Origin of the sequence: Microbacterium sp. zg.B48 (assembly GCF_024623505.1) — a bacterium.
Lineage (GTDB): Bacteria > Actinomycetota > Actinomycetes > Actinomycetales > Microbacteriaceae > Microbacterium.
On record NZ_JANJFE010000003.1, the window covers coordinates 27,897 to 53,547 of the forward strand.

The 25,651-nt window shown below is 69.5% G+C and carries 29 protein-coding genes; 13 read left to right on the forward strand and 16 right to left on the reverse strand.

The window, feature by feature from the left end; genetic code table 11:
• Positions 1 to 62: 62 nt before the first annotated feature.
• On the reverse strand, positions 63 to 1,136 hold the full coding sequence (gene ychF, locus NQ152_RS01950) for a redox-regulated ATPase YchF (protein WP_257502388.1): 1,074 nt from the start codon (positions 1,134 to 1,136) through the stop codon (positions 63 to 65).
• Positions 1,137 to 1,292: 156 nt separating this feature from the next.
• Positions 1,293 to 2,042: a class I SAM-dependent methyltransferase gene (locus NQ152_RS01955; protein ID WP_257522826.1), complete on the reverse strand. Its 750-nt coding sequence runs from the start codon at positions 2,040 to 2,042 to the stop codon at positions 1,293 to 1,295.
• Between the two features lie 116 nt (positions 2,043 to 2,158).
• On the opposite strand from NQ152_RS01955, the gene NQ152_RS01960 reads away from it, so the two are divergent.
• The gene (locus NQ152_RS01960) at positions 2,159 to 2,815 is read left to right on the forward strand and encodes a 3'-5' exonuclease (protein ID WP_257522827.1); all 657 of its coding nucleotides are present in this window, start codon (positions 2,159 to 2,161) and stop codon (positions 2,813 to 2,815) included.
• Positions 2,816 to 2,832: 17 nt separating this feature from the next.
• On the opposite strand, the gene NQ152_RS01965 is transcribed toward NQ152_RS01960, so the two are convergent.
• Together NQ152_RS01965 and NQ152_RS01970 are read right to left on the reverse strand one after the other, a co-directional pair.
• Positions 2,833 to 3,243: a VOC family protein gene (locus tag NQ152_RS01965; protein ID WP_257522828.1), complete on the reverse strand. Its 411-nt coding sequence runs from the start codon at positions 3,241 to 3,243 to the stop codon at positions 2,833 to 2,835.
• Positions 3,244 to 3,252: 9 nt separating this feature from the next.
• Positions 3,253 to 3,693, reverse strand: a complete 441-nt coding sequence (locus tag NQ152_RS01970) for a helix-turn-helix transcriptional regulator (protein ID WP_257522829.1) — start codon at positions 3,691 to 3,693, stop codon at positions 3,253 to 3,255.
• A gap of 53 nt (positions 3,694 to 3,746) precedes the next feature.
• On the opposite strand from NQ152_RS01970, the gene NQ152_RS01975 reads away from it, so the two are divergent.
• A complete protein-coding gene (locus NQ152_RS01975; protein ID WP_257522830.1) occupies positions 3,747 to 5,081 on the forward strand; it encodes a DNA recombination protein RmuC in 1,335 nt (444 codons plus the stop codon).
• Between the two features lie 6 nt (positions 5,082 to 5,087).
• Here NQ152_RS01975 and NQ152_RS01980 read toward each other — a convergent pair whose 3' ends face one another.
• Both NQ152_RS01980 and glpX read right to left on the reverse strand, forming a co-directional pair.
• The gene (locus tag NQ152_RS01980; RefSeq protein ID WP_257502382.1) at positions 5,088 to 5,297 is read right to left on the reverse strand and encodes a UDP-N-acetylmuramyl pentapeptide phosphotransferase; all 210 of its coding nucleotides are present in this window, start codon (positions 5,295 to 5,297) and stop codon (positions 5,088 to 5,090) included.
• Positions 5,298 to 5,514: 217 nt separating this feature from the next.
• The gene (glpX, locus tag NQ152_RS01985) at positions 5,515 to 6,504 is read right to left on the reverse strand and encodes a class II fructose-bisphosphatase (RefSeq protein ID WP_257502381.1); all 990 of its coding nucleotides are present in this window, start codon (positions 6,502 to 6,504) and stop codon (positions 5,515 to 5,517) included.
• Positions 6,505 to 6,687: 183 nt separating this feature from the next.
• Here glpX and fbaA point away from each other — a divergent pair, with 183 nt between their 5' ends.
• Positions 6,688 to 7,716: a class II fructose-bisphosphate aldolase gene (gene fbaA, locus NQ152_RS01990; protein WP_257522831.1), complete on the forward strand. Its 1,029-nt coding sequence runs from the start codon at positions 6,688 to 6,690 to the stop codon at positions 7,714 to 7,716.
• Positions 7,717 to 7,736: 20 nt separating this feature from the next.
• Here fbaA and NQ152_RS01995 read toward each other — a convergent pair whose 3' ends face one another.
• The 3 genes from NQ152_RS01995 to NQ152_RS02005 are packed head-to-tail and all read right to left on the reverse strand — an operon-like array spanning position 7,737 to position 9,965.
• Positions 7,737 to 8,285: an MOSC domain-containing protein gene (locus tag NQ152_RS01995; protein ID WP_257522832.1), complete on the reverse strand. Its 549-nt coding sequence runs from the start codon at positions 8,283 to 8,285 to the stop codon at positions 7,737 to 7,739.
• A 49-nt stretch (positions 8,286 to 8,334) separates the two neighbouring features.
• The gene (locus NQ152_RS02000; RefSeq protein ID WP_257522833.1) at positions 8,335 to 8,928 is read right to left on the reverse strand and encodes a DUF6264 family protein; all 594 of its coding nucleotides are present in this window, start codon (positions 8,926 to 8,928) and stop codon (positions 8,335 to 8,337) included.
• A complete protein-coding gene (locus NQ152_RS02005) occupies positions 8,925 to 9,965 on the reverse strand; it encodes a 4-hydroxy-3-methylbut-2-enyl diphosphate reductase (RefSeq protein WP_257502630.1) in 1,041 nt (346 codons plus the stop codon). The genes NQ152_RS02000 and NQ152_RS02005 overlap by 4 nt, the downstream gene beginning before the upstream one ends.
• 115 nt (positions 9,966 to 10,080) lie before the next feature.
• On the opposite strand from NQ152_RS02005, the gene xseA reads away from it, so the two are divergent.
• The 7 genes from xseA (at position 10,081) to NQ152_RS02040 (ending at position 16,614) form a co-directional block, all read left to right on the forward strand.
• On the forward strand, positions 10,081 to 11,355 hold the full coding sequence (gene xseA / locus NQ152_RS02010; protein ID WP_257522834.1) for an exodeoxyribonuclease VII large subunit: 1,275 nt from the start codon (positions 10,081 to 10,083) through the stop codon (positions 11,353 to 11,355).
• A gap of 61 nt (positions 11,356 to 11,416) precedes the next feature.
• Positions 11,417 to 11,653, forward strand: a complete 237-nt coding sequence (locus tag NQ152_RS02015; protein ID WP_257502376.1) for an exodeoxyribonuclease VII small subunit — start codon at positions 11,417 to 11,419, stop codon at positions 11,651 to 11,653.
• Positions 11,654 to 11,666: 13 nt separating this feature from the next.
• On the forward strand, positions 11,667 to 12,323 hold the full coding sequence (locus NQ152_RS02020; RefSeq protein ID WP_257502375.1) for a DUF4245 family protein: 657 nt from the start codon (positions 11,667 to 11,669) through the stop codon (positions 12,321 to 12,323).
• Complete coding sequence (locus NQ152_RS02025) at positions 12,320 to 12,973, forward strand: carbonic anhydrase (protein WP_257502374.1); 654 nt, start codon at positions 12,320 to 12,322, stop codon at positions 12,971 to 12,973. The genes NQ152_RS02020 and NQ152_RS02025 overlap by 4 nt, the downstream gene beginning before the upstream one ends.
• 28 nt (positions 12,974 to 13,001) lie before the next feature.
• A complete protein-coding gene (locus NQ152_RS02030; protein ID WP_257502373.1) occupies positions 13,002 to 14,396 on the forward strand; it encodes an aspartate ammonia-lyase in 1,395 nt (464 codons plus the stop codon).
• Between the two features lie 47 nt (positions 14,397 to 14,443).
• A complete protein-coding gene (locus tag NQ152_RS02035; RefSeq protein WP_257522835.1) occupies positions 14,444 to 15,961 on the forward strand; it encodes a HAMP domain-containing sensor histidine kinase in 1,518 nt (505 codons plus the stop codon).
• A complete protein-coding gene (locus tag NQ152_RS02040; protein ID WP_257502371.1) occupies positions 15,958 to 16,614 on the forward strand; it encodes a response regulator transcription factor in 657 nt (218 codons plus the stop codon). Before NQ152_RS02035 ends, NQ152_RS02040 begins: the two co-directional genes overlap by 4 nt.
• Positions 16,615 to 16,707: 93 nt before the next feature.
• Here NQ152_RS02040 and NQ152_RS02045 read toward each other — a convergent pair whose 3' ends face one another.
• From NQ152_RS02045 to NQ152_RS02060, 4 genes are all read right to left on the reverse strand, one after another.
• Entirely contained in the window at positions 16,708 to 17,307 is a 600-nt protein-coding gene (locus tag NQ152_RS02045) for a hypothetical protein (protein WP_257522836.1), read from the reverse strand.
• 150 nt (positions 17,308 to 17,457) lie between these two features.
• A complete protein-coding gene (locus NQ152_RS02050) occupies positions 17,458 to 18,813 on the reverse strand; it encodes a PhoH family protein (RefSeq protein WP_257522837.1) in 1,356 nt (451 codons plus the stop codon).
• A gap of 194 nt (positions 18,814 to 19,007) precedes the next feature.
• The gene (locus NQ152_RS02055; protein WP_257522838.1) at positions 19,008 to 20,135 is read right to left on the reverse strand and encodes an aminotransferase class V-fold PLP-dependent enzyme; all 1,128 of its coding nucleotides are present in this window, start codon (positions 20,133 to 20,135) and stop codon (positions 19,008 to 19,010) included.
• Between the two features lie 52 nt (positions 20,136 to 20,187).
• Positions 20,188 to 20,967 carry an isoprenyl transferase gene (locus tag NQ152_RS02060; protein WP_257522839.1) on the reverse strand — a complete coding sequence of 260 codons (780 nt, stop codon included), beginning with the start codon at positions 20,965 to 20,967 and terminating at the stop codon, positions 20,188 to 20,190.
• Positions 20,968 to 21,097: 130 nt separating this feature from the next.
• Between NQ152_RS02060 and NQ152_RS02065 the strand changes: the two genes are divergently transcribed.
• The gene (locus tag NQ152_RS02065) at positions 21,098 to 21,787 is read left to right on the forward strand and encodes a hemolysin III family protein (RefSeq protein ID WP_257523060.1); all 690 of its coding nucleotides are present in this window, start codon (positions 21,098 to 21,100) and stop codon (positions 21,785 to 21,787) included.
• Positions 21,788 to 21,819: 32 nt separating this feature from the next.
• Here the strand turns inward: NQ152_RS02065 and NQ152_RS02070 are convergent, their stop codons facing one another.
• On the reverse strand, positions 21,820 to 22,143 hold the full coding sequence (locus tag NQ152_RS02070; protein WP_257522840.1) for a hypothetical protein: 324 nt from the start codon (positions 22,141 to 22,143) through the stop codon (positions 21,820 to 21,822).
• 89 nt (positions 22,144 to 22,232) lie between these two features.
• On the opposite strand from NQ152_RS02070, the gene NQ152_RS02075 reads away from it, so the two are divergent.
• Positions 22,233 to 22,625 carry a DUF4307 domain-containing protein gene (locus NQ152_RS02075; RefSeq protein ID WP_257502365.1) on the forward strand — a complete coding sequence of 131 codons (393 nt, stop codon included), beginning with the start codon at positions 22,233 to 22,235 and terminating at the stop codon, positions 22,623 to 22,625.
• Positions 22,626 to 22,709: 84 nt separating this feature from the next.
• Complete coding sequence (gene greA, locus NQ152_RS02080; protein WP_257502364.1) at positions 22,710 to 23,201, forward strand: transcription elongation factor GreA; 492 nt, start codon at positions 22,710 to 22,712, stop codon at positions 23,199 to 23,201.
• Between the two features lie 21 nt (positions 23,202 to 23,222).
• Here the strand turns inward: greA and ilvA are convergent, their stop codons facing one another.
• Together ilvA and NQ152_RS02090 are read right to left on the reverse strand one after the other, a co-directional pair.
• Complete coding sequence (ilvA, locus tag NQ152_RS02085; protein WP_257522841.1) at positions 23,223 to 24,449, reverse strand: threonine ammonia-lyase; 1,227 nt, start codon at positions 24,447 to 24,449, stop codon at positions 23,223 to 23,225.
• Positions 24,446 to 25,642, reverse strand: a complete 1,197-nt coding sequence (locus NQ152_RS02090) for an AI-2E family transporter (RefSeq protein ID WP_257522842.1) — start codon at positions 25,640 to 25,642, stop codon at positions 24,446 to 24,448. Before NQ152_RS02090 ends, ilvA begins: the two co-directional genes overlap by 4 nt.
• Between the last annotated feature and the right edge of the window lie 9 nt (positions 25,643 to 25,651).

The window sequence follows — 25,651 nt, forward strand, 5'->3', positions numbered from 1 at the left end:
GTGGGGATGGCCGACCGGAAGCGGCGCCGCCGATGCCACGCCGGCGGACCTGCGTGCGATCGCTAGACGTTGAAGCGGAACTCCACCACGTCGCCGTCCTGCATGACGTAGTCCTTGCCTTCCAGCCGGGCCTTGCCGCGAGCGCGGGCCTCGAGGACGGACCCGGATTCGATCAGATCGTCGAACGAGATGACCTCGGCCTTGATGAAGCCCTTCTCGAAGTCGGTGTGGATGACCCCGGCCGCCTGCGGCGCCTTCGATCCCTTCGGGATGGTCCACGCCCGCGCCTCCTTCGGGCCGGCGGTGAGGTAGGTCTGCAGCCCGAGGGTGTCGAACCCGATGCGAGCCAGCTGGTTCAGGCCGGACTCCTCCTGGCCCGTCGAGGCGAGCAGTTCGGCCGCGTCCTCGGGGTCGAGGTCGATCAGCTCGGACTCGATCTTCGCGTCCAGGAACACGGCGTGGGCGGGAGCCACCAGCGCCTCCAGCGCGGCTTTGGCCGCGGCATCCGTCAGCACTGCCTCATCCACGTTGAAGACGTAGATGTACGGTTTGGCGGTCAGCAGGCCCAGCTCTTTGATCGGTGTCAGGTCCAGCCCGGAGTGGGAGAGCAGGATGCCGCGTTCCAGCGCGTCCTTGGCCGCCGTGGCCGCCTCCAACGCGGAGGGGTCGGCCTTTTTTCCCTTGACCTCTTTCTCGATCCGCGGAATCGCCTTCTCGAGCGTCTGCAGGTCGGCCAGCATCAGCTCGGCGTTGATCGTCTCCAGGTCGTTCTTGGGGTTCACGCCGCCCTCGACGTGCACCACGTCGTCGTCGGTGAAGCCGCGCACGACCTGCGCGATGGCGTCGGCCTCGCGGATGTTCGCGAGGAACTGGTTGCCCAGCCCCTCCCCCTCGCTGGCGCCGCGGACGATGCCCGCGATGTCGACGAACGAGACCGTCGCCGGCAGGATCCGCTCGGAGTGGAACACCTCGGCCAGCTTGTCCAGACGCGGGTCCGGAAGGCTCACGACTCCGATGTTCGGCTCGATCGTCGCGAACGGATAGTTCGCCGCGAGCACGTCGTTCTTGGTGAGCGCGTTGAACAGGGTGGACTTGCCGACGTTGGGCAGGCCGACGATGCCGATAGTGAGAGCCACGGGAGTCCAGTCTACGTTGAGGCGGTCGGGGGCCGCCCCGGCCGCCCCCGGCCGGGCTCGGATGTGCGCCCCGGATTCGGATCTACGCGCCGGCTCCGTCCGAATCCCGCGCCGATGTCCGAATCCGATCGACGCGGCGGTCAGCGTAACGCCGTCTCAGGGCCGCAGCGCGCGGTACGCGCGCGTGACGTAGGGCAGCTGCACCACCGCATCGCCGACGGCACCGAGCTCGTCGAACAACTCGTGCAGGCCGGCCTCGACGCGGGCGCGCTCGTCGGGCGCTGCGGTGATGAGGTAGCTCCGCGAGCGCGCCATCGCCAGCAGCGACTCCCGGGTCATCGCTCGCGACCACCGCCACTGAGCGTCCTCCACCTCACCGAACGGCTCCGCCACGGGTGGAACACCCTGCCCGAGCATCTGCTCCGCGCGGCTTCCGTGCATGATCGCGGTCATGCGGCGCACCCAGTCCACGGAGTCGTCGCGGATGTTCCAGATCAGTCCGAGCACGCCTCCCGAGCGCAGCACCCGCGCCGCTTCGGCTGCGCCGGCATCCGGGTCGACCCAGTGCCACGCCTGACCGAGCAGCACGGCGTCCAGACTCGCGTCCGGCACCGGCAGGTTCTCGGCGGTACCGACGAAGGTCGGGACGCCGTGCACGTGCTCGCGGAGCACCGCGAGCATCTTCGGGTCCGGGTCGATGGCGACGACCTCGGCGCCCAACTCGACGACCGAGCGCGTCAGCTTGCCTGTCCCGGCACCGACATCGGCGACGCGGATGCTGCGCTCGCCGCCCACGACGGGCTGAAGCATCCAATCCACTGCCTGGATCGGGTAGTCGGGGCGACCGGTTTCGTACGTCCCGGCTGCGGACCCGAAGGAGGTCGACATCTCTTCGTTGCTGGCCATGCCAGAACCCTAATCCGGTCCACCGGAAACTCGTGCGCACCGACCGGCGGTCTGCATCCGTGGGGTCCGCGGCGCGCCTCCGGCCTCCGGCGCCCGCCCGCCACGACGCTGGATGCGTGCCCCTGGACTTCACCGCAATCGACTTCGAAACGGCGAACTCCAGCAATGCCTCCGCGTGCGCTGTGGGTCTGGCCCGCGTGCGTGACGGCGTCGTGGTCGCCACGGCCGGGTGGCTGATCCAGCCGCCACCGGGCCACGACCGGTTCTTCGAGCTCAACACGCGCATCCACGGCCTCCGCGCGGAGGATGTCGTGGGCGCGAAGACCTGGAGCGAGCAACTGGACGATCTCGCCGCATTCGCCGGCGCGGACGTCCTGGTCGCCCACAATGCCGGCTTCGACATGATGGTGCTCCGCCGTGCGTGCGAGGCGACCGGCGACGCGTACCCGCCGTACCGCTACGTGTGCAGCCTGCAGGTGGCGCGCAAGCTCTACGAGCTGGATTCCTACCGCCTGCCCTCGGTCGCCGCGGCGGCCGGGTTCCTGGACTTCGCGCATCACGATGCGACCGCGGACGCGCTCGCCTGCGCGCACATCATGATCGACGCTGCCCGGCGCGTCGGCGCGGTGGACATCACGGCACTGGCCGATGCGGCCGGAGTGCGCACGTCGCAGATCTTTATGCCGGAGCCGGCAGCGGCCGCGCCTCAGCCGGAGCTGCCGCTGGTCGAGCCGACCGCAGCCACGGTCCCGTTGGTCGGCGCCGTCGCCTGATTTGCACGGCGCCAGCGTCAGGTGCTGCTGGCCTGGGCGATGCGGACCATGTTGCCGGAGGGATCGCGGAACGCGCAGTCCCGCTGCCCCCAGCCCATGTCCATGGGCTCCTGCATCACCTCGGCGCCGGACGCGCGGACCTTTTCGAACGTGGCGTCGAGGTCGTCCGTGCTGAACACGAGCATCGGCAGCACACCCTTGGTGAGCAGCTCCTGCATCGCGTCCCCGTCGGCCTGGGATCGGCCGGCGTGCGGATCGGACAGGACGATGCCCAGTCCGGGCTGCGCCGGAGAGCCGAGGGTGACCCAGCGATGGTTTCCGGAGGACACGTCGTTCTGCACGTCGAGTCCGAGGGCGTCGCGATAGAAGCCGATGGCCTCATCGACGTCGTTGACGGTGACGTTGGTGAATTGGAGTGCGATGGTCATGCCGCGACGCTACGCCGCGTGGCGCCGGCGGACTTCTTGGTTTCTGCTCGATGCGTGCCGATCCGGTCGCGTGTGGGTCTTGGCCACGCACGAGGGCATGGCCCGCACCGCATCGTGCCCGCGTCTGCGGTACTGCGACGGGCTCATCCCGACGATCTCGGCGAAGCGCGAGCTGAATGAGCCGAGCGAGGTGCAGCCGACGGCCATGCACGCGTCGGTGACGCTGGCGCCGCCCCGCAGCAGCGCCATGGCGCGTTCGATGCGCCGGGTCATCAGATAGCTGTACGGCGTCTCTCCGTATGCCGCGCGGAACTGTCGGGAGAAGTGCGCGGGCGACATCAGCGCCTTCGCCGCCATGGTGGGCACATCCAGCGGTCGCGCGTACTCGCGGTCGATCAGGTCTCGTGCACGGCGCAGGTGAGCCAGATTCTCAAGCTCCTGCGGAGTCATGCTTGTCACGCTAGCACCGGGGGGATGTCGGATGTCCAGGGCATTCTGGACAGATGGATGCATTCACCGTCTCCGTCCTCGTGATCGGATGCCTCGCCGCAGGTGTGCTCGCCGGCTGGTTCGCGGGCGGGGCGCGCGTCGCGGCACGTGCCGCGATCGCGAGCGCGGACCTGCGCGCCCGGCTCGCCGCCAGCGACGCCACCCGGCAGGGCGTGCGGGCGCAGCTGGAGCACCAGCATCTCCTGTATCGCGAGCTGGCCGCACAGGCCCGCGCGGATCAGGCATCGCGGGAGGAGCGGGAACGTCGCGAGCAGGCGGTGCTGCGGGCGCTGGCGCCGGTGCACGAGACGCTGCAGTCCATGCAGACGAAGGTCGATGACCTCGAGCGCGACCGTTCCGCGCAGTTCGGTTCGCTGGCCGAGCAGTTGCGGCGCGCGCAGCAGTCCGACGAAGCGCTGCGCGCCACCACCGAGTCGCTGGCCAGCGCCCTGCGCTCCGGCGCCACGCGCGGCGTGTGGGGCGAGACGCAGCTGCGGCGCGTGGTCGAAGCTGCCGGCCTGACCCGCTATGTGGATTTCGACACCCAGACCTCCATCACCTCGGATGCCGGTGCCGGCCGCCCCGACATGGTGATCCGGCTTCCGGGCGACAAGGCGATCGCCGTCGATGCCAAAGTCCCGCTCGATGCCTATCTCGAGGCCAGTGCGATCCCGTTCACCGCGGTCGGCGCAGAAGCCGCGCGGCGCAAGTCGCTGCTCGACAAGCATGTCAAGGCGCTGCGCGGACACGTGGACGCGCTGGCGAAGAAGGCGTACTGGGCAGGCCTGGCCTCGAGCCCGGAGTTCGTGGTGTGCTTCGTTCCGAGCGAGTCCCTCCTGGCCGCCGCCCTGGAAGAGGACCCCTCCCTGCTGGACTACGCGTTCGGCAAACGCGTGGCGCTGGCTTCGCCGGTGAACCTGTGGGCGGTGCTGAAGACGGTCGCCTTCACCTGGACGCAGCAGGACGTGTCGCAGGAGGCGCGTGCGCTGTTCGTGCTCGGCAACGAGCTGTACGAGCGGCTGGGCAAGCTCGCCGGGCACGCCGACGACCTGCGCAGGGCCATCGAACGGACCGTCGACAGTTACAACCGGTTCGCGGGCTCGCTCGAATCGCGGGTACTGGTCACCGCGCGGCGCTTCCCCGGCATCGATCAGACGAAACTCGACGGGCTGGCAGTGCCGGCGCTGGTCGAGAAGTCACCACGGCGCCTGCGGGCGCCGGAGCTGCTGGACGGCACGCTGGCCCCCGACGACGTTCGAGAGCCGGCATCCGACGCGTCGCTTCTTGCGGCTGAGCTCGGCGCCGACCTCGGCGACGTGCGCGAACGCATCACGCCCTTCGCGGACTGAGTCGGCTCAGGCGCCGCCGGGCACGAAGCTCAGGAGCGCGATCGCCGCGGCGGACACGGCGACGAAGGCGCCCACCATCCACCACGCCGAGACCTGATGGTCCTCGTCCCGACGCACGCGGAAGAGTACGTCGGGCCGCCGGGCCGGATCGGTGGCATTCGCTACGACGGCGATGGCGCCCGTCTGGGGCTTGGGACCGCCAACCTGTGCTGACATCGTCAACTCCCTAGTGTCTGAGTACACGACCGCGTCCTCATCGACACACCTGTTCGATTCTGCCAGAGTTCCGCGGTCCCAGGATCACGAGTACGTCACATCCGTCACAACGGTCACAGCAGACCCATCCGTCACACGATGCGCCGCGGACGCCACCGCGGCGTGCCAGCGGTGGGTCAGCGAGCGGGGACTCCCGGCAGCCGCCGGGATGCCGGCGTTACAGCCATTTCGAGGTGAGGTGCTCCGAGACGATGCGGCGCAGAGTGCCGGAGGTGCCGCGCAGCACCACGCTTTCGCTGTAGACGTAATCCCCCTCGCGGCGAACGCCCGCGACGAGCTGACCGTCGGTGACCCCGGTGGCGACGAAGATCGTGTTCCTGCCGGTGACGAGCTCGTCCGCTTCGTACACGTAGCCGTCGGTCTTCAGTCCGTGGTCGGCGCCCTTCTGCTTCTCGTCGTCGTGGCGCGGCCAGAGGATCCCCTGGATGTGCCCGCCGAGCGCCTTGATGGCGCAGGCCGTGACGATGCCCTCGGGGCTGCCGCCGACGCCGACGCACATGTCGGTGCGGGCGTTGTGCCGGGCGGCGTTGATGCCGCCTGCGACGTCGCCGTCGGACATCAGGCGGGTGCCGGCGCCGGCCGCGCGGATGTCGGCGATCAGCTGCTCGTGGCGTGGTCGGTTCAGCACGGACACGACCATCTCGTCCACGGGCTTGCCGAGCGCCTTGGACAGCAGCCGGATGTTCTCGCCGATCGGAAGGCGGATGTCGACCACGCCCACGCCGGCGGGTCCGGTGACCAGCTTGTCCATGTAGAACACCGTGGAGGCATCGAGCATCGTGCCCCGGTCGGACACGGCGATCACCGAGAGTGCGTTCTGCCGGCCGGCGGCGGTCAGGGACGTGCCGTCGATGGGATCCACCGCCACGTCGCACTGCGGACCGCGGCCGTTGCCGACTTTCTCGCCGTTGAAGAGCATCGGCGCTTCGTCCTTCTCGCCTTCGCCGATCACGATCGTGCCGTCGAAGTTCACCGTCGTGAGGAACGCGCGCATCGCGTCGACCGCGGCGCCGTCAGCCGCCAGTTTGTCACCCCGCCCGATGAAGGGCACGGCGCGGATCGCGGCCGCCTCGGTGGCGCGCACCAGCTCCAGCGCGAGGTTGCGGTCGGGATGCAGCGGACTCATGTCGGCGGTAAGGCTCACCATGTCCTCAGCCTAACCAGCAGGCCGCCCCGTGACCGGGCGAGTCGGCGCCGACGGCGTGAAGGAATCGCGTTTCTTGCGCTGGTGGCATGCGACCGCGGTTCCGGCCGGAGCCGCATCCCCCCAGCAGCGCACACCCGCTCGGTAGAGTGACGGGGTACCCCCGCACACGAGCAAGGAGCTGTCATGCCCGTCGCCACCCCAGAACAGTACGCCCAGATGCTGGACCGCGCGAAGGCCGGCGGATTCGCCTACCCGGCGTTCAACGTCTCGAGCTCGCAGACCGTGAACGCGGTCCTGCAGGGACTGACCGAAGCCGGCTCCGACGGCATCATCCAGGTGACCACGGGTGGCGCGGACTACTTCGCCGGCCACACCGTCAAGGCCCGCGCCACCGGCGCACTGGCATTCGCCCGATTCGTTCACGAGGCGGCCAAGAGCTACCCGATCACGGTGGCACTGCACACCGATCACTGCCCCAAGCCGGCGCTGGAGGACTTCGTCCTGCCCCTGATCGCCGAGTCCGAGAAGGTCGTCGCCGACGGCGGCAACCCGATCTTCCAGTCGCACATGTGGGACGGATCCGCGGTGCCACTGGCCGAGAACGTCGAGATCGCCAAGGAGCTTCTCCCCCGTATGAAGGCGATTCGCGCGATCCTCGAGGTCGAGATCGGCGTTGTCGGCGGCGAGGAGGACGGCGTTCAGCACGAAGGCTCCAACGAGGCGCTGTACACGACGGTCGCGGACGTCACGAAGGCGGTGGAAGCCCTCGGTCTGGGCGACCAGGGCCGGTGGATCGCCGCGCTCACCTTCGGCAACGTGCACGGCGTCTACGCCCCCGGCAACGTCAAGCTCCGCCCGGAGCTGCTCGGCGAGATCCAGGAGGGGATCGCGGCGAAATTCGGCACCGGCCCCAAGCCGCTGGATCTCGTCTTCCACGGCGGCAGCGGATCGACCGACGAGGAGATCGCGCTCGCGGTTGCCAACGGCGTGATCAAGATGAACATCGACACGGACACGCAGTACGCGTTCACCCGCGCGGTCGCCGGCTACATGTTCAGCAACTACGACGGCGTGCTCAAGGTCGACGGCTCGGTGGGCAACAAGAAGGCCTACGACCCGCGCGCGTGGGGCAAGGTCGCAGAGTCGGCGATGGCGGCACGCGTCGTGCAGGCCACGCAGCAGCTCGGCTCCGCCGGCAAGTCCCAGTCCTGACCTGCGGCCGTCCGTGGCCCCTACGCGGGGTCGCGGTACCGGTCGAGCAGTCCCGGCGCGCCGTCCGGCCGCGAGATCACCTCGATGGGATCTCCGGCTTGGACGAAGCCGTTGCGGAGCACACGAAGGTACGGGCCGAGGCGACGCTCGGCAGAGAACCGCTTGACCCACCCGCGCTGGTCGGCGCCACCGACCCAGCGCGCGAAGGTCTGGCACGGCGTGCGCGGCATGGTCACCTCGGCCGTGACGGTGTCCCCGATGCGCCACACCTCGCCGATGCGGGCGTCGTTCACGTCGATGCCTTCGGTGCGCAGGTTCTCTCCGAAGAAGCCGGGCGGCAGGTCCCTGCCCAGCTCGTCCGCCCAGAAGGCGGCGTCTTCCTCGGCGTAGGCGTAGAGCGCCTTGTCCAGCCCGCCATGGTGCTTGCGGTCGGCCTGCACGTCGGCGCGCACACCGTAGCGACCGACCCGGACGCGCCCGTCCACGGGGCGTTTGTCGATCGCCGTGACGCCGTTCCCCGGATCGGGGCGCAGCTGGTGGACGACGCAGACGGCGACGAGGCGAGGCATCCGGTCATCCTAACGGCGACTGCGTCATCGCGGCTCACGCCGCGGGCGCTCAGCGCGCGGTATCGAGAATGGCGTTCCACACGGTGGGGTCCGAGACGATCGGCACCATCAGCAGGGTGCCGCTGACGAATGTGAAGACGATCCCTGCGACCAGCGGGATCCACCAGGTGATCCGGCCCCGCCTCAGGCTGCGCCAGGACAGGTACGCGGTCGCCAGCCAGCCGATGGCCAGGATCAGCGCAGCGGCCAGGCCCCAGGGGCGTCCGGCGGCCGGGTCGGCAAGCTCGGCATCGACGCCGAGCAGGCCGAAGACCGTGCCGACGTACGACTCGTAGTCGATCATTCCGGGGATGCCGCTGACCACGTTGACCAGCCCGTAGACCAGCAGCGCGGTCGTGGCGACGAGGTCGGCGAACCGGCCACGCCGAACCGGCGCCCCGGCCTTCGCCGCGGGCGCCACCGCAGCGCCTGCGGGAACCGCCGTGACGGCATCCGGGTCCTGCCCGGCATCCAGAAGCTGCGTCATGTCGGGCCGCTGGATGCGCGCGCGCTGCTCCTCCGGGGTCGCGTACTCGCCGTACTGCGGTCGCGGGCGCAGGTCCGGGGCGCCGTGCGTGCCGGGCCGATCGTCGGGTCCGCTCATGCGCTGACCCGCCCCCCGAGGGCGCGCGCGTCCCGGCGCCCGTCGGCGTCCTGGCGTAGTTCCTTCGGGAGGGAGAACAGCAGGTCCTCTTCGGCAGTCCTGATCTCCCGCACGTCGCGGTAGCCGGCGTCGGAGAGGTCGGCGAGGACTTCCTGCACCAGCACCTCGGGCACCGACGCGCCGCTGGTGACGCCCACGGTCTCCGCGCCCTCCAGCCACTCCTGTTTGACCTCGTCGGCGTAGTCCACGCGGTAGGCGGCTTTCGCACCGTATTCGAGGGCCACTTCGACCAGACGCACACTGTTGGAAGAGTTCGCCGAGCCGACGACGATCACCAGGTCGGCATCCGCGGCGACCTTCTTGATCGCGACCTGACGGTTCTGGGTGGCGTAGCAGATGTCATCCGAGGGCGGATCCTGCAGCTGCGGGAAGCGCACGCGAAGTCGCCGCACCGTCTCCATCGTCTCGTCGACCGAGAGCGTGGTCTGCGAAAGCCACACGACCTTCGACGGGTCACGCACCAGAACCGTGTCGGCGTGGTCCGGCGAGTTGACGATGGTGACGTGATCGGGAGCCTCTCCGGCGGTGCCCTCGACCTCCTCGTGGCCCTCGTGGCCGATCAGGAGGATCTCGAAGTCGTCGCGGGCGAATCTCACGGCCTCGCGATGGACCTTGGTCACCAGGGGGCAGGTCGCGTCGATCGCCTGGAGCTGACGGTCGGATGCCGCGGCCACCACCGCCGGTGAGACGCCGTGTGCGCTGAAGACGACGTGCGCACCCTCGGGGACCTCATCGACCTCGTCGACGAAGATCGCGCCGGCCGCCTCGAGCTCGGTTACCACGTGGATGTTGTGGACGATCTGCTTGCGCACGTACACCGGCGCTCCGAAGCGCTCCAGCGCCTTCTCGACCGCGATGACGGCGCGGTCCACCCCGGCGCAGTATCCGCGGGGGGCGGCGAGCAGGACCCTCTTGTGTCCGGGGACGGGGATATCCTGGAGGCGCTCGCGCCGCCGCGGAACGCGGGGGACGGGCATGCGGACAAGCGGGGTGCTCACGCCTCGAGTCTACGGGGATGCCCCCTGGGGGACGGCCGTGCGCCCGGGACTGACCCGCCGAGCAGACCGCACCACCCGAACACGAAAGGTCCGGATGACGACGTTCCAGGCTGCGCCGATCCCCGGTGAGCCCCCGCCGCCCGACTCGGTGCGTCCGCGGGAGTCCACGGCCGATGCGCCCACCTCCGTCGCACGCCTGAACGACACGATTCGCGGGTTCGTCGAAACCTGGGGTTCGGTCTGGGTCGAGGGCGAGATCACCTCGTGGAACGTCCGTACCGGCAACGTGTTCGGGCGCATGAAGGATCTCGCGACGGATGCCACCATCTCGTTCCGCATCTGGTCCAGCACCCGTCAGCGACTGCCCGCCGACCTGGCCGTCGGCGATCACGTCGTCGCGTGCGTCAAGGCGGACTACTTCACCAAGACCGGGGACTTCAGCTTCTCGGTGTCCTCCATGCGGCACGTCGGCCTCGGCGATCAGCTCGAGAAGCTGGAGCGGCTCCGGGCGACGCTGCGCACCGAGGGGCTCTTCGACCCCGCCCGCAAGAAGCCCATCCCGTTCCTTCCCCATGTCATCGGGCTCATCACCGGCGAGAAGTCCGACGCCGAGAAGGACGTCCGTCACAACGCGGAGATGCGCTGGCCGCAGGTGAGCTTCCGCATGGCGTACGCCGCGGTGCAGGGCGACCGGTGCGTTCCCGAGACGATCGGCGCGCTGAAGGCCCTGGATGCCGATCCCGCCGTCGATGTCATCGTCATCGCGCGCGGGGGCGGCGACCCGCAGCACCTGCTCGGGTTCAGTGACGAGCGCCTGCTGCGGGCGGTGGCCGCGGCATCCACGCCCGTCGTCAGCGCGATCGGCCACGAGAACGATCACCCGCTGCTGGATGACGTCGCCGACCTGCGCGCGAGCACGCCGACGGATGCCGCCAAGCGCATCGTTCCGGATGTCGTCGAGCAGCGCGCCGCCGTCGCCCAGCTGCGCTCCCGGTTGACCATGCGGCTGTCGCAGCGCGTCGGCCATGACATCGCGCAGCTGGAGCAGCTGCGCTCCCGCCCGGTTCTGCGCTCTCCGGAATCGATGATCGACGCCCGCTCCCAGCACCTGTGGCTGCTGGCGGGCCGCGGTCGTGACACGGTCGAGCGACGGCTGGAGACGCAGGCGCGCCGGGCCGCCGAGTTGCGCGCGGCGCTGCGCACGCTGTCGCCGGCGTCCACGCTCGCCCGCGGCTACGCGATCGCACACCTCACCGACGGTGTGATCGTCCGTGACTCGGCACAGGCCCAGCCGGGCGCCCACGTGGTGGTCACGGTGGGGCGCGGCTCCTTCGCCGCTCGTTCGGAGGGTCCCGTCGAGGAGCCCTGACCCGCCGCGGCACCGAACCGCACCCGCGAGCACTCCCCCGGCCCGACTCTAGGATGGAAGCATGAACGCACCGAGCGAAGGCATCGCCGACGTCGCGAGCCTCACGTTCGAGCAGGCCCGCGACGAACTGGTGCGCGTGGTCGCCGAGCTCGAGCAGGGCGCTCCGACCCTCGAGCACTCCCTGGCGCTGTGGGAGCGCGGTGAGGCGCTCGCCGCACGCTGCGAAGAGTGGCTCCTCGGCGCGAAGCGCCGGCTGGAGGCCGCCCGATCGGGCCCCGTCGAGAACGCGGACGCCTGATGGGGCGCAGCTGATGGCCCACGATCCGAAAGTCGTCGCCGAGCTCGGGCGCCCGGAGACCCCCGACGAGGCAGCCGCCCGCAAAGCGGAGTCATCCCGCGTGTACCGGGCGAGCCAGAACACCCGCAATCTGATCGCCGCCCTGCTCGCCACGCTCGCCGTGGTCGCGGTCATCATCTTCGCCGTTCCCCGCGGCGAGCTGCCTCCGCCGCGACCCATCGACGTCGCGGCGATCGCGCAGAACATCGAATCGTCCGAGGGCCGCAGCGTGATCGTGCCCGACGTGCCCGAGGGATGGCTCGTGAACCGCGCATCCATCGAGGGTGATTCCACGGCGGCCTGGACGATCGTCTATGTGCCCGACGAGGCGTCCGGCTTCCTGCGCGTCGCCCAGGGATTCGACGCCGACCCGGCGTGGCCCACGCGCGTTCTGAGCGGAGCATCGGTCGACTCGACGGTGTCGATCGAAGGCATCGAGTGGGACCGGTACCGTATCCCGGACCCCGCCCGTGCGGGCAACATCTCCGCCGCGCTGAGCACCCAGGCCGGCGAGGACACCATCCTGATCTACGGCTCGACCGACGACGAGCATCTCGAACTGGCCGCCGCCTCCGTCGCCGACCAGATCCGCGCCCTCCGCGCAGACACCGCCGGAAAGGACGCGTCGTGAGCGATCCCACGCCGCTGAAGGCCTGGCAGGAAATGCAGCGCGGCAACGAGCGCTTCGTGGCCGGGGAGCCGCGCCACCCACGGCAGGACGTCGAGCGACGCACCGAGCTGGCCGCCGGCCAGCGCCCCCGCGCCGCCCTCTTCGGCTGTTCCGACTCCCGGCTGTCGGCCGAGATCATCTTCGACAAGGGACTCGGCGACCTGTTCGTCGTGCGCAACGCCGGGCAGGTCATCTCCGACTCGGTGGTCGGCAGCCTGGAGTATGCCGTCGCCGTGCTGCACGTGCCCCTGATCGTCGTGCTCGGTCACGACGAGTGCGGAGCGGTGGATGCCGCGATCCACAGCGTCGACGCGGATGCTCCTGCGCTGCCACCGCGGATCTGGCGTCAGATCGCACCGATCGTCCCGGCTGTCCGTCGCGTCCAGCGCGACGCGCGCGAACGCCAACCCGGGTTCGCCGGTCCACTCGACGCCGAACTGGTCGGCCGTGAGCATCTGCGCGACACGGTGGCCGAGTTGCTGCATTCGTCCGAACTGATCAGCGAGGCCGTCGCCGACGGGCGGCTGGCCATCGTCGGCGCGAACTACCGTCTGGCCGAGGGCACTGCCGTGCCTTCCATCACCATGGGCATCGTCGCCGACGAGGCCTGAACACAGTCCGATCTGGAGGAACGACGACGTGACCGACATCGAGTACCGCATCGAGCACGACACCATGGGCGAAGTGCGCGTGCCCAAGGATGCCCTGTATGCGGCACAGACGCAGCGTGCCGTCGAGAACTTCCCGATCTCCGGAGACGCGCTCGACCCGGCGCAGATCGTCGCGCTCGCCCGGATCAAGAAGGCGGCGGCGCTGGCCAACAAGGAGCTGGGCACCCTCGACCCGACCATCGCCGACGCGATCGCACGCGCGGCGGACCGCATCATCGCGGGCGAGTACGCCGACCAGTTCCCGATCGACGTGTACCAGACCGGCAGCGGCACGTCCTCGAACATGAACATGAACGAGGTGCTGGCCACCCTCGCCACCGGCGACCTCGGTTCGCCCGTGCACCCCAACGATCACGTGAACGCGTCGCAGTCCTCCAACGACGTCTTCCCGACGTCGGTGCACCTGGCGGTGACGCAGGAGCTGATCGATGACCTGATCCCCGCCCTGGACCACCTCGCGGTCGCGTTCGAGACGAAGGCCGCGGCCTGGAGCGATGTCGTGAAGTCCGGGCGCACCCACCTGATGGACGCGACCCCGGTCACGCTCGGTCAGGAGTTCGGCGGATACGCACGCCAGATGCGTCTCGGGATCGAACGCGTCCAGTCCGTCCTCCCCCGCGTCGCGGAGGTGCCGCTGGGCGGCACCGCCGTGGGGACCGGCATCAACACCCCGCTCGGCTTTCCGCAGCGCGTGATCGAGCTCATCGTGGCCGACACGGAACTGCCCATCACGGAGGCGAAGGATCACTTCGAGGCGCAGGCCAACCGTGACGGCCTGGTCGAGGCATCCGGCGCGCTGCGCACGATCGCCGTCTCGCTGACCAAGATCAACAACGACATCCGCTGGATGGGTTCGGGACCGAACACCGGCCTGGGCGAGCTGCACATCCCGGATCTGCAGCCGGGCTCCTCGATCATGCCCGGCAAGGTCAACCCGGTGGTCCCCGAGGCGGCGTTGATGGTCTGCGCGCGCGTGATCGGAAACGACGCCACGGTGGCCTGGGCCGGCGCCTCCGGATCGTTCGAGCTGAATGTCGCGATCCCGGTGATGGGCACCGCCCTGCTGGAGTCCATCCGCCTGCTCGCCAACACCATGCGGGTGCTCGCGGACAAGACGATCGACGGGCTCGAAGCCAATGTGGAGCGCGCCGCCGCGTACGCGGGCATGTCCCCGTCGATCGTGACCCCGCTCAACAAGCTGATCGGCTACGAGGCCGCCGCGAAGATCGCCAAGCATTCCGTGGCGAAGGGCATCACGGTGCGTGAGGCCGTCATCGAGCTGGGCTATGTCGATCGCGGTGAGCTGACCCTGCAGCAGCTGGACGACAAGCTCGACCTGCTCTCGATGACCCACCCGGGCTGATCAGCCGAAGACCCCCGCTGGTGTCGCTTCAGCGCGATAATCGGGGGGTGGCTCGCGCGACCCGACCGCTTTCGGCCCGCACTCGGATTCTGGGTGCGATCCTCGCTGTCGCCTGCGTCGGCCTGGCCATCGTGGGCAGTGTGACGTTCATGGTGCAACGCGAGCGGGTGCTTGCGGAGGTCCAAGACCGCCTCACCGCGCAGGTGGCCCGACTGCATACGGTCGCCGATGACGATGCGGGCGCAGCGGATGCCGGCGGCTCGGGCACCGCGACGGCCAGCGAGCCACTCGATATCGACGCCTTCACATCGGTCGAGGAGTATCTGCACGCGGCCGTCGCGCGCCTGGTCCCCGCCCGCAACGAGGGCGCGGTGGCGATCGTGGATGGCAAGGCGCGCTTCCGGCCGTCGACCCTGTCGGGCTTCGACATCTCCACGAACGACCAGCTGATCCAGCGGGTGATCGACGACATCGAACGCGAGGGCGAGACGGTCATCGGCACCGTCGCCACCGACCAGGGATCACTGCGGTACATCGCGATCCCGGTGACGATGGCAGGCGACGCGGAGACCGGCATCTACGTCCGCGCCGTGGACCTCGGAGCCGAGCTGGCGCCGGTGACGGCGGCGATCACGACGTATTCGATCGCGGCTGTCGCCGTGCTCATCGCGATCGGGGTCGTCGGCTGGTTCGTCGCGGGCCGCCTGCTCTCCCCGATCCGCGATCTGCGGGATGCGGCCGACGCGGTGACGCTCGATGACCTGTCCGCGCGGCTGTCGCCCCAGGGCAATGACGACATCTCCGACCTCACCCGCACCGTCAACTCCATGCTGGACCGGCTGGAAGGCTCGGTCGACGTGCAGCGCCAGCTGCTGGACGACGTGCGGCACGAGCTGAAGACACCCATCACGATCGTACGAGGGCACCTCGAGCTGATGAACCCCGGTGACGCGGCCGACGTCGCCAGCACCCGCCAGATCAGCATGGCCGAGCTGGACCGGCTGACGCGGCTGGTCGATGACATCGATCTGCTCGCCACCGTCGAGGGCGACGGTTTCACCATGACCGATGTGGATCTGGCCGCCCTCACCGCCCGCATCGGGGAGCTGGTCTCCGTCATCCCCGACCACGAGTGGAGCGTGGAGGCGCGGGCCGAGGGGCACATCCACGGCGACGAGGATCGTCTTCTGCAGGCATGGCTGCAGCTGGCGGACAACGCGGCGAAATACACCCCGACCGGCTCCGCCATCCAGCTGGGCAGTCGGCTGGACCAGTCCGGTGCTCAGCTGTGGGTCACCGACCACGGCCCCGGCATCCCGCCCGCGCTGCGCCACCGCATCTTCCGCCGTTTCGATCGGGCCCACGGCAAACGGTCGGTGGGCGGCTCCGGCCTCGGACTGGCCATCGTCGACGCGATCGCGAAGGGACATGGCGGGCTCTGCACGGTCACGGACACTCCCGGCGGCGGCGCGACCTTCACGATCTCCCTTCCGCTGCCCACGAGCGAGCTGCCGGCGCCGATCCGCGCCGGAGATGTGGTTCTGCAGAGGGAGGCGGCAGGATGACGAAGATCCTCATCGTCGAAGACGAGCCGCGGATCGCCGACTTCGTCAGTCGTGGTCTGGAAGCGGCCGGCTACATCACGGTGATCGTCGAGGACGGCGCAGAGGCGCTCGAGCGCGGCCTCGGCGACGATATCGACCTGGTGCTTCTGGATGTCGGCCTGCCCACGATGGACGGTTTCGAAGTCCTCCGTCAGATGCGCGCGCAGGGCTCCAACGTTCCGGTGATCATGCTGACGGCCCGCTCCAGCACCCGCGACACGGTCGAGGGATTGGATGCCGGAGCGAACGACTACGTGTCCAAACCGTTCCCGTTCGAGGAGTTGCTCGCACGGGTCCGCTCACGTCTGCGCGAGAGCACGACCAGCGTCGGCGTGGCCGTCTCGCACGGCGACGTCGCGCTGGACATCCTGTCGCGCCGTGCCACGGTCGGGGACCGCGAGGTCGAGCTGTCTGCGCGGGAGTTCGCGCTGGCGGAGCAGTTCCTGCGCAGCCCCGGCCGCGTGCTCAGCCGTGAGCAGCTGCTCAGCAGCGTGTGGGGCCTGGATTTCGACCCCGGCTCGAACGTCGTGGACGTGTACGTGCGATACCTGCGGGGCAAGCTCGGCGCGGCCCACATCGTCACGGTGCGCGGCGCCGGCTACCGCTGGGAGTGACTCCCCCGCCGGGACGAAGAAGCCCCCGGTGTTGGGGGACACCGGGGGCTGGGAGGAGAGACCGGCTTGGGGGAAGCCGACCAGGCAATCGCGTCAGCCTGGGGGAACGCGCGATTGCTCTCTCTTCAATCCGGACATCGACCCAGAAAGGTCGTCTCCGGACGGGTTACCCGATCGGGCGGGAATCTGTGGGTCCGGGCGAGTGCCGACGCGCGGCTCCGGACGGTCGTGACGATCCGGTGCGGTTCCGCGCTCGTTCTCGATCCTGATCGTGAGCTGCGCGATCCACGCCTCGGTGCGTGCGGGCGTCCATCCCCGCTGCTCCGCCCAGGCGCGCACGGCATCCCACGATCCGGATGCCGCCACTGCTGCGGCCAGTTCGGCCTCCAGCTGCGCGGACGGCTCGCCCGCGGGTGTCTGCGGAATCACGGGGGCCGCGACCTCCTGGGGGTCCGGCGCAGGAACCGTCTCCGGCTCGGCGGGCAGCGTCACCACCGGCGCCGCCGTGGACGCGCTGGGTGCCGGCGTCGGCACAGCCGCGGGCAGGGGCACGATGACCGGACGGGCGCCGATGGGGGCGCCGGCGGAATCGGCGAGGGCGACCGTGGTACTGATGGCCACCAGGCACACCACGGCAACGCTCGCAGCGACCGTGGCCATGCCACCGATCGCAAGACGCGTCAGACCGTCCACGTGCCATCCTCTGTTCGCGCGCGGTTCTCGCGCACTATCCATGGTGTCAGACCGTGATGAGCAGAAGAGGAGATACGCATGAGACTCTTCTCATGTGCGGGGTCGGGACGTGGGGTCCCGGCCCCGCACAGGAGAGTCTCGGTCAGCGCGTCAGGCCAGTTCCCCGGCCTCGAGCAGGTCGGTGACCAGAGCGGCGATGGCGGAGCGCTCCGAGCGGACGAGCGTGACGTGCCCGAACAGGTCGTGGCCCTTGAGCGTTTCGATCACCGACGCGACGCCGTCGTGGCGGCCCACGCGCAGGTTGTCGCGCTGGCCGACATCGTGCGTCAGCACGACCCGCGAGTTCTGACCCATCCGGCTCAGAACCGTCAGGAGCACGTTGCGCTCGAGCGATTGCGCCTCATCGACGATCACGAAGGAATCGTGCAGCGAACGTCCGCGGATGTGCGTCAGCGGCATGACCTCGAGCAGGCCGCGCTGGATGACCTCTTCGACGACGTTGCCGGAGACCACCGACCCCAGGGTGTCGAACACGGCCTGACCCCACGGGTTCATCTTCTCCCCCTGATCACCCGGCAGGTACCCGAGTTCCTGACCGCCGACGGCGTACAGGGGGCGGAACACGATGATCTTGCGTTGCTGCTGGCGCTCCAGGACCGATTCCAGTCCCGCGCACAGTGCGAGCGCGGACTTGCCGGTTCCGGCCCGGCCGCCCAGCGACACGATCCCCACGTCGGGATCCAGCAGCAGGTCGATCGCGATGCGCTGCTCGGCCGAACGCCCATGCAACCCGAACACGTCCCGGTCGCCGCGCACGAGGCGGTACTGGCCCTCGCCCGTGACACGGCCCAGCGCGGAGCCGCGTTCGGAGTGGATGATCAGACCGGTGTTGACCGGAAGGCCGCGTACCTCGTCGCCCGATGCGATCTCGCTCTCGTACAGGTCGCTGATGTCGTCCCCGGTGACGTCGATGGTGGCGATTCCGGTCCACCCGGAGTCCACCGCCTGCTCGGCCAGATACTCCTCGGCGGTGATCCCGAGTGAGGCGGCTTTCACACGCATGGGCAGGTCCTTGGACACGATCGTGACCTGCTGCCCGGCCTGGGCCAGATGCATGGCGACGGCGAGTATGCGACTGTCGTTGTCGCCCAGCCGCATGCCGGAGGGCAGCACACCGGCGTCGGTGTTGTTCAGTTCGACGCGCAGCGTGCCGTCTTCGCCCACCGGGACGGGGAAGTCGAGCCTGCCGTGCTCCACGCGCAGTTCGTCCAGGTGTCGGAGCGCCTGTCGCGCGAAGTACCCGATCTCCGGGTCGTGCCGCTTGCCCTCGAGTTCGGTGACCACCACGACCGGAATCACGACATCGTGCTCGGCGAAGCGGAAGAACGCCCGCGGATCGCTCAAGAGCACGGAGGTGTCCAGGACGTACGTGCGCAGGTCTTCCGACTGCTCGCCGACCTCGTCGAAATCCTGACGGTGCTGCTGCTCTGGTGCTCGTGTGGTCACAACCCACTCCCGACCCGGGTGGGATCACCCGGCAGTCACGAGTCGACCAGGGGTCACGAGTCGCGATCCGTGAGGCCGACCCGACCGGGCACCTTGCCCGATGACTGAACGCTACGACCGGCGAAACGACAGTCCCGTCACCGACACGCTGCGCGATGTTGCGGCCGGATGAATTCCGTGTGGCCGGGGAGTGCTCACCACGCCCGGGCGGACGAGAACGCAGCCAGCGCGTCACCGAACAGGCGGAGTGTGTCCGCACCGGTGCCGACGTGCGGCGAGACGCGGATCTGGCCGGAGCGGACGGTGACGGTGATGCCGTGGTTGGCCAGGGACGCCGCCAGCGGACCGACATCCTGCGGTGCGGGTGCGAGGGTGACGATGCCAGCGCGACGCTGCGGATCGCGCGGCGTGACGACCGGGATGTCGTAGCGGTCGGCGAAGAAGATGACGTCGACGGCGCGCTCGGACAGCTCTGCGTCGATGCGTGCGATGCCCACGCCGCTGACGTGACGCAGCGCGGTCGCCAGCCGCGATGCCGCGAGCGCGTCGGGTCTGCTCACCGCGAACGCCTGGGCGGATGCCGCAGGCTGAGGCACGATGTCCAGCGGCAGGTCCCCGTCCACTCCGGCCCAGCCGGACAGGACGGGAGTGATCCGTTCGAGTGCCCGTTCGCCGTACCAGGCGAACGAGGCGCCGCGGCCGGCTCGCAGCCACTTGTAGCCGTTGACGCAGACCACGTCGGCGGCCGCGTAGTCCGCATCGACGGCGCCGAAACCCTGCATCGCGTCGACGATGAGGAGCCGGTCGCCGAGCACATCGCGCAGCGCGGTGAGGTCGGTGCGGTAACCGGTGCGGAAGTCGACCAGGCTCACCGCCAGAGCGCGCGTGTCGTCGGTGAGCGCGTCGCGGACGAGATCGGGCGTGACGAACCCGTCGGCCGGCTCGAGCCACTGCAGGTCGAGCAAGCCGAGCGCGTCCGCGGCCCGCGTGGCGGTGACGGTGAGGCTCGGGAACTCCGCTCGCGAGAGCATCAGCGCACCGGAGAGCCCGTAGATGGCGTGCATCAGACCGTGCGTGGTGGACGGTTGGAGCACGACCTGCTCCGCGTCCGCAGCGAGCAGCCCCGCGGCCAGCTCTCGTGCCTGCAGCAGGTGCTCGCCGACCAGATCGAAGCCGGCGCGTCGACCCGAGCCGAGCAGCTCGGCATCGGCGCGGACCTCGTCGCGCACCGCCGGGGACAGCGGCCCGTACGCGGCCCAGTCCAGATAACCGGGTTCGGCGTCGAACGAGGCCACGAAAGATTCCAGGTCCGTCACCGTCACCGTCACATTCTGCCACGTGCGGACGCTGACGCTGGCACCGGGACGCCTCCGGTCAGCTGCCGTAGCGCCGATCCCGCGTCGCGTAGTCGCGGATCGCCCGGAGGAAGTCGACTTCCCGCAGGTCCGGCCCGAGAGCTTCGACGAAGTAGAACTCGCTGTGCGCGGACTGCCACAGCAGGAAGTCGCTCAAGCGCTGCTCGCCGGACGTGCGGATCACAAGGTCGGGGTCGGGCTGGCCGCCCGTGTACAGGTGCTCGCCGATCTGCTCAGGGGTCAGGCTGGCGGCGAGTTGCTCCAGCGACCCGCCGTCCTCGTCGTGCTTGGCGATGATGCTGCGGACGGCGTCCACGATCTCGCCGCGCCCGCCGTAGCCCACCGCCAGGTTGACATGCAGACCGGTGTGATCCTTCGTCCGCTCCTCGGCTGTGGCGAGCACCCTCGCCAGATCCGGCGGCAGAACCTGCGACCGGCCCACGTGCTGCACGCGCCAGTCCCGCTCGTGCGAGAGCCCGTCCGCCAGTTCCGCGATGATCTCGATCAGGTCGGCGAGTTCCTGGGTGTCCCGCTTGCTCAGGTTGTCGGTGGAGAGCAGATACAGCGAGACCACCTGGACACCGACGTCGTCGCACCATTTCAAGAAGTCGCGCATCTTCGCGGCGCCCGCGCGGTGGCCGTGCGCGGCGGAGTCGTAGCCGAGCTGCCGCGCCCAGCGGCGGTTGCCGTCGATCATCATGGCCACGTGCCGGGGAACGGGGGCGGCGGCAAGCTGTCGACGCAGACGATTGATGTACAGCCGGTAGAGAGGCCCTCTGCCTTCGCTCGACGCGGTCACACGCCTACGCTACCTGCCGCGTGCCGCGCACGTGCCCAGCGGGGCATGCGGCGCCGCGTAGGCTCGGAATGTGGCCCGAAGCACAAGATCCGACGCCGGCGTGATCGAACCGGCGGACGAGGGCGCTGACATGCCGCAGCTCCCCCTTCTGGAGGCGGCCGAGGTCGACGCGACGATGGAGATCCGTCCGACCTGGCGCGGCTGGATCCACGCGGCGACGTTCCCCGTCGCGATCGTCGCCGGCATCCTCCTGATCGTCCTCGCGCAGGGTGCGCCGGCGAAGTGGGCGTGCGCCGTGTTCATGGTGACGTCGTTGCTGCTGTTCGGCAATTCGGCGCTGTACCACCGCTTCGACTGGGGCCCCAGGACCAAGGCCGTCCTCAAGCGGGTCGATCACGCCAACATCCTGCTGCTGATCGCCGGCACGTACACGCCGATCGCCGTCCTCGCGCTGCCCACCGACAAGGCGATCATCCTGCTGTCGCTGGTGTGGGGCGGGGCGATCGTCGGCATCCTGTTCCGGGTCTTCTGGATCGACGCCCCCCGGTGGCTGTACGTGGCCCTGTACCTGGTGCTCGGCTGGGCGGCGGTGATGTACATGATCGACCTGTTCCAGGCCAATGCGACCATGATGACGCTGGTCCTGGCGGGCGGCGTGTTGTACACCGGCGGGGCGGTCGTCTACGCGCTCAAACGCCCGAATCCGTGGCCAGGGCACTTCGGCTTCCACGAGATCTTCCACCTCTGCACGGTGCTGGCCTTCCTCTGCCACTGGACCGCCTGCCTGCTGATCGCACTGGCACCGGCCTACCACGGCTGATTGCGGCCGGAGTCCACCACCGTGACAGCGACTCAGGCGTGCGGCGGCTTCGGGCTCGACGGTCCTTGGCCGGCGTCCTCCCCCGGTGCGCCGAAGTCGACGTCCTGGTCGTCGACGTCGGTGGCGCGGACCGCCGCAGCGGCCTGCTCCTCGGCATCCAACTCGGCATTGATGTCGGCGCGCACCCGGCCCCGGCGGATGCGCCGCATCATGTCCCAGATGAGCGCCACCACCGCGAACGCGAGCAGCGCGATCACGACGAAACCCCACGGCCCGGGGGTGACGAGCGCAGGGTCCACGGTCGGCTCGGGCGTCGGCGTGGCCCCGGAGGCGAGGGCGGTGAACGCATTCAGCATGGGTGTGTCCTCGTTCCGCGCGAGAGCGCATAGCCTGGAGACTCCAGCCTAATCTTCACGGCGACGCACCATTCTTTCGACAGGGCCCCATGACCACGCAGGACATGCTCGACGAGCGCTACGGGCGCACGCGATCGCCTCGCAGGTCGTGGACCATCGGCATCGTCGCCGCGATCGCTGTCATTCTGGTCGGGCTGTTCGCGTGGATGACGGTGGCCGGCACCCTCGATGATGTGCGCGCGGACGCCACCGGCTTCACCGTGCTGGATCCGCATGCGGTCGAGATCTCGTTCCAGATCACCGCGCCGGAGGGTCGCTCGGTCGCCTGCGCGCTGGAGGCGCAGGACGAGGAGCACGGCGTGGTGGGGTGGAAGATCGTGGAATACCCGGCCTCCGAGCTGCGCTCACGCGCTTTCCGCGAGAAGATCCCGACGACCGCTCCGTCGACGACAGGTTTGGTCAACGCCTGCTGGGTGACGTAGTCTGATTCGACCGAAGTTGACATACGCCCTGGCCGGAGCCGGGGCGTTTTGCCATACCGGCCCCTCTGACCGAAGGAGACACACGTGTCCAACGACGCACCGGTGACGTTCCTGACCCAGGACGCGTACGACCGCCTCGTCGCCGAACTCGAGCGACTCTCGACGACGGGTCGCGAAGAGATCGCCAAGCGCATCGAGTCCGCACGCGAAGAGGGCGACCTCAAGGAGAACGGCGGTTATCACGCCGCCAAGGACGAGCAGGGCAAGCAGGAAGCCCGCATCCGCACGCTTCAGCACCTGCTCAAGACGGCCACCGTCAGCGAGGCGCCGGAGAGCAACGGTGTGGTCGAACCCGGGACGGTCGTCACGGCCGTGGTCGCCGGCGGCGAAGAGGTCTTCCTGCTGGGCAACCGCGAGATCGCGGTCGACTCGGAGCTCGATGTCTACAGCGAGGCGTCGCCGCTCGGTGCGGCGATCCTCGGACTCAAGGAGGGCGAGAAGACCTCGTACACCGCGCCCAACGGTCGCAGCATCGCGGTCGAGGTCGTGAAGGTCGAGACGTACTCGGGCCAGTGAGTCCGTCGCGCCGGACCGACCTCAGTCGGGTACGACGACCGGACTGAAACCGGCCGCCGACAGGACGGCGATGACGTGAGCCCGGTGCTCCTCGCCGCGCGTCTCCACGCTCAGCTGCAGGATCACCTCGCTGATCTGCAGTCCCTGACCGTGACGCGTGTGCATGACTTCGATCACGTTGGCCCCGGCCTGCGCGAGCAGTTCCGACACCCGCGCGAGCTGTCCCGGGCGATCCGGCAGCGGGATCCGCAGGCTCATGTAGCGACCTGATGCCGCCAGCCCGTGTGAGACGACCCGCTGCAGCAGCAGGGGGTCGATATTGCCGCCGGACAGCACCGACACGGTCGGACCGGTCGGTGTCACCTTGCCCGCCAGGATTGCCGCGACCCCCACCGCGCCGGCGGGCTCGACCACCTGCTTGGCACGCTCGAGCAGCACCAGGAGGGCGCGGGCGATGTCATCGTCGGTGACGGTGATGACCTCGTCCACGAGCTGGCGGATGATCTCGAACGGGATGTCCCCCGGTCGGGCCACCGCGATCCCGTCCGCGATCGTCGGCAGCGTGTCGACCTGGAGCGGATGCCCGGCTGCGAGCGAGGACGGGTAGGCCGCGGAGTTCTCGGCCTGCACTCCGATGATCCGCACGGTCCGCCCGACCGCGGCAGCGCGCGCCTTGACCGCGGCCGCGACACCGGCGATGAGGCCTCCTCCGCCGATCCCGAGCAGCACCGTGTCCAGATCCGGCACCGCATCGAACAGCTCCAGGCCCAGAGTGCCCTGACCGACGATGATGTCGCGATGGTCGTACGGCGGGATCAGGACGGCACCCGTCCGTTCGGCGAACTCGGCTGCCAGGCGCAGCGGGGTCTCCACGGTGGCGCCGTCCAGGATGACGTCGGCACCGTACCCGCGGGTGGCCAGCAGCTTGGGTACCGGGACGCCGAGCGGCATGAAGATCGTGGCCGCGATGCCCAGCGCCTGCGCCGCCAGCGCGACGCCCTGTGCGTGGTTGCCCGCCGACGCTGCCACGACCCCGCGCGCGCGCTCCTCGGCGGTCAGACGGGACAGCCGATAGGTCGCCCCGCGGATCTTGAAGGAGCCGGTCCGCTGCAGATTCTCCAGCTTGAGATGCACGGGCACGCCCATCAGCTCGGACAGGTGCAGCGACTGGTCGATGGGCGTGCGTGTGATCACGCCGTCGAGGAAGGCGGCGGCGTCCTCGAACTCCGCCAGGGTCGGGATACTCAAGAACGAACCTTCCTTGGGCGGGGCACGGTCGTCCAGATCAGGTCGCGCGAGGACGCCCGCCCGCCGCCCTCCCACGTTCGACCGGTGATGTAGACGGCGAAGACATTGACGAAGGCGGCCAGCGGCACGGCGAACAGGGCCCCGGGGATGCCGGCGATCAGAGCGCCGCCGGCCACCACCAGGACGACGGCGAGGGGGTGGACCTTGACGGCCGAGCCCATGAGCAGCGGCTGCAGGACGTGCCCCTCGATCTGCTGCACCGCCAGGACGACGACCAGCATCCACAGCGCGATCCAGGCGCCGTTGTACACCAGCGCCAAGAACACCGCCAGGGCACCGGTGACCACCGCGCCGACGATGGGGACGAACGCGCCGAGGAAGACCAGCACCGCGACGGGGATCGCCAGCGGAACCCCCAGCAGGAAGGCGCCGAGCCCGATGCCGACCGCGTCGATGGTGGCCACCAGCAGCTGGGTGCGCGAGTAGTTGACCACCATGACCCAGCCGGCGCGCGCGGCTCCGTCCACGGCGGGTCGGGCACGCTGCGGGAACAGCCGCGTGGTCCATCGCCAGATGCCCCCGCCGTCGGCGAGCAGGCACAGCAGGATGAACAGGGACAGCAGTGCTCCGACGGCGACGTGACCGAGCGTGGTTCCGAGCGCGAGAGCCCCGGACAGCAGGAGTTCCGCCTGCTCCTGCACAAGCGTCAGCGACTGGCCCAGCAGGTCATCGATCTGACTCGCGGTCAGGTGCAGCGGCCCATCGATCAGGTACTGACGGAACTGCTCGAGGGCCTCGACCGTGCGGGTCTGCACGGAGGACCACTCGCGGGTCACCTGCCAGATCACCAGCCACAGCAGGCCGGCGACGATGGCAAGGGTGCCGAGGACAGATATCGCGATCGCAAGCCAGCGCGGCACCCGGTGTCGCAGCATCCACGCGAAGGCCGGCCACAGCAACGCGGTCACCAGGATGGAGATCAGCAGCGGGATGACCAGCAGCTTCAGCTGGATGACGAGCCAGATCGCGACACCGACGGCCGCTGCCACCACCAGAAAACGCCACGCGTACGCGGTCGCAACCCGAAGCCCGCGCGGAATGGTTCCCGACAACTCGGAGGTGACCACCCGATTGCGGTCCCGGAGTGCATCGAAGAGGGAGCTTCGAGGCTGGTTGTCGGGGCCACTGCTCATCCCGCCAGT

Coding starts and splice junctions, on each gene's coding strand:
- NQ152_RS01965 (WP_257522828.1), bottom strand. CDS start 3,243: ATGACCATCGCACTCCAATTCACCAACGTCACCGTCAACGACGTCGAT.
- NQ152_RS02065 (WP_257523060.1), top strand. CDS start 21,098: ATGCCGCAGCTCCCCCTTCTGGAGGCGGCCGAGGTCGACGCGACGATG.
- NQ152_RS01970 (WP_257522829.1), bottom strand. CDS start 3,693: ATGACTCCGCAGGAGCTTGAGAATCTGGCTCACCTGCGCCGTGCACGA.
- NQ152_RS02090 (WP_257522842.1), bottom strand. CDS start 25,642: ATGAGCAGTGGCCCCGACAACCAGCCTCGAAGCTCCCTCTTCGATGCA.
- NQ152_RS02075 (WP_257502365.1), top strand. CDS start 22,233: ATGACCACGCAGGACATGCTCGACGAGCGCTACGGGCGCACGCGATCG.
- NQ152_RS02015 (WP_257502376.1), top strand. CDS start 11,417: ATGAACGCACCGAGCGAAGGCATCGCCGACGTCGCGAGCCTCACGTTC.
- NQ152_RS01955 (WP_257522826.1), bottom strand. CDS start 2,042: ATGGCCAGCAACGAAGAGATGTCGACCTCCTTCGGGTCCGCAGCCGGG.
- NQ152_RS02005 (WP_257502630.1), bottom strand. CDS start 9,965: ATGCCCGTCCCCCGCGTTCCGCGGCGGCGCGAGCGCCTCCAGGATATC.
- NQ152_RS02020 (WP_257502375.1), top strand. CDS start 11,667: ATGGCCCACGATCCGAAAGTCGTCGCCGAGCTCGGGCGCCCGGAGACC.
- xseA (WP_257522834.1), top strand. CDS start 10,081: ATGACGACGTTCCAGGCTGCGCCGATCCCCGGTGAGCCCCCGCCGCCC.
- glpX (WP_257502381.1), bottom strand. CDS start 6,504: ATGGTGAGCCTTACCGCCGACATGAGTCCGCTGCATCCCGACCGCAAC.
- NQ152_RS02000 (WP_257522833.1), bottom strand. CDS start 8,928: ATGAGCGGACCCGACGATCGGCCCGGCACGCACGGCGCCCCGGACCTG.
- NQ152_RS01995 (WP_257522832.1), bottom strand. CDS start 8,285: ATGCCTCGCCTCGTCGCCGTCTGCGTCGTCCACCAGCTGCGCCCCGAT.
- NQ152_RS02040 (WP_257502371.1), top strand. CDS start 15,958: ATGACGAAGATCCTCATCGTCGAAGACGAGCCGCGGATCGCCGACTTC.
- fbaA (WP_257522831.1), top strand. CDS start 6,688: ATGCCCGTCGCCACCCCAGAACAGTACGCCCAGATGCTGGACCGCGCG.
- NQ152_RS01980 (WP_257502382.1), bottom strand. CDS start 5,297: ATGTCAGCACAGGTTGGCGGTCCCAAGCCCCAGACGGGCGCCATCGCC.
- NQ152_RS01975 (WP_257522830.1), top strand. CDS start 3,747: ATGGATGCATTCACCGTCTCCGTCCTCGTGATCGGATGCCTCGCCGCA.
- NQ152_RS02070 (WP_257522840.1), bottom strand. CDS start 22,143: ATGCTGAATGCGTTCACCGCCCTCGCCTCCGGGGCCACGCCGACGCCC.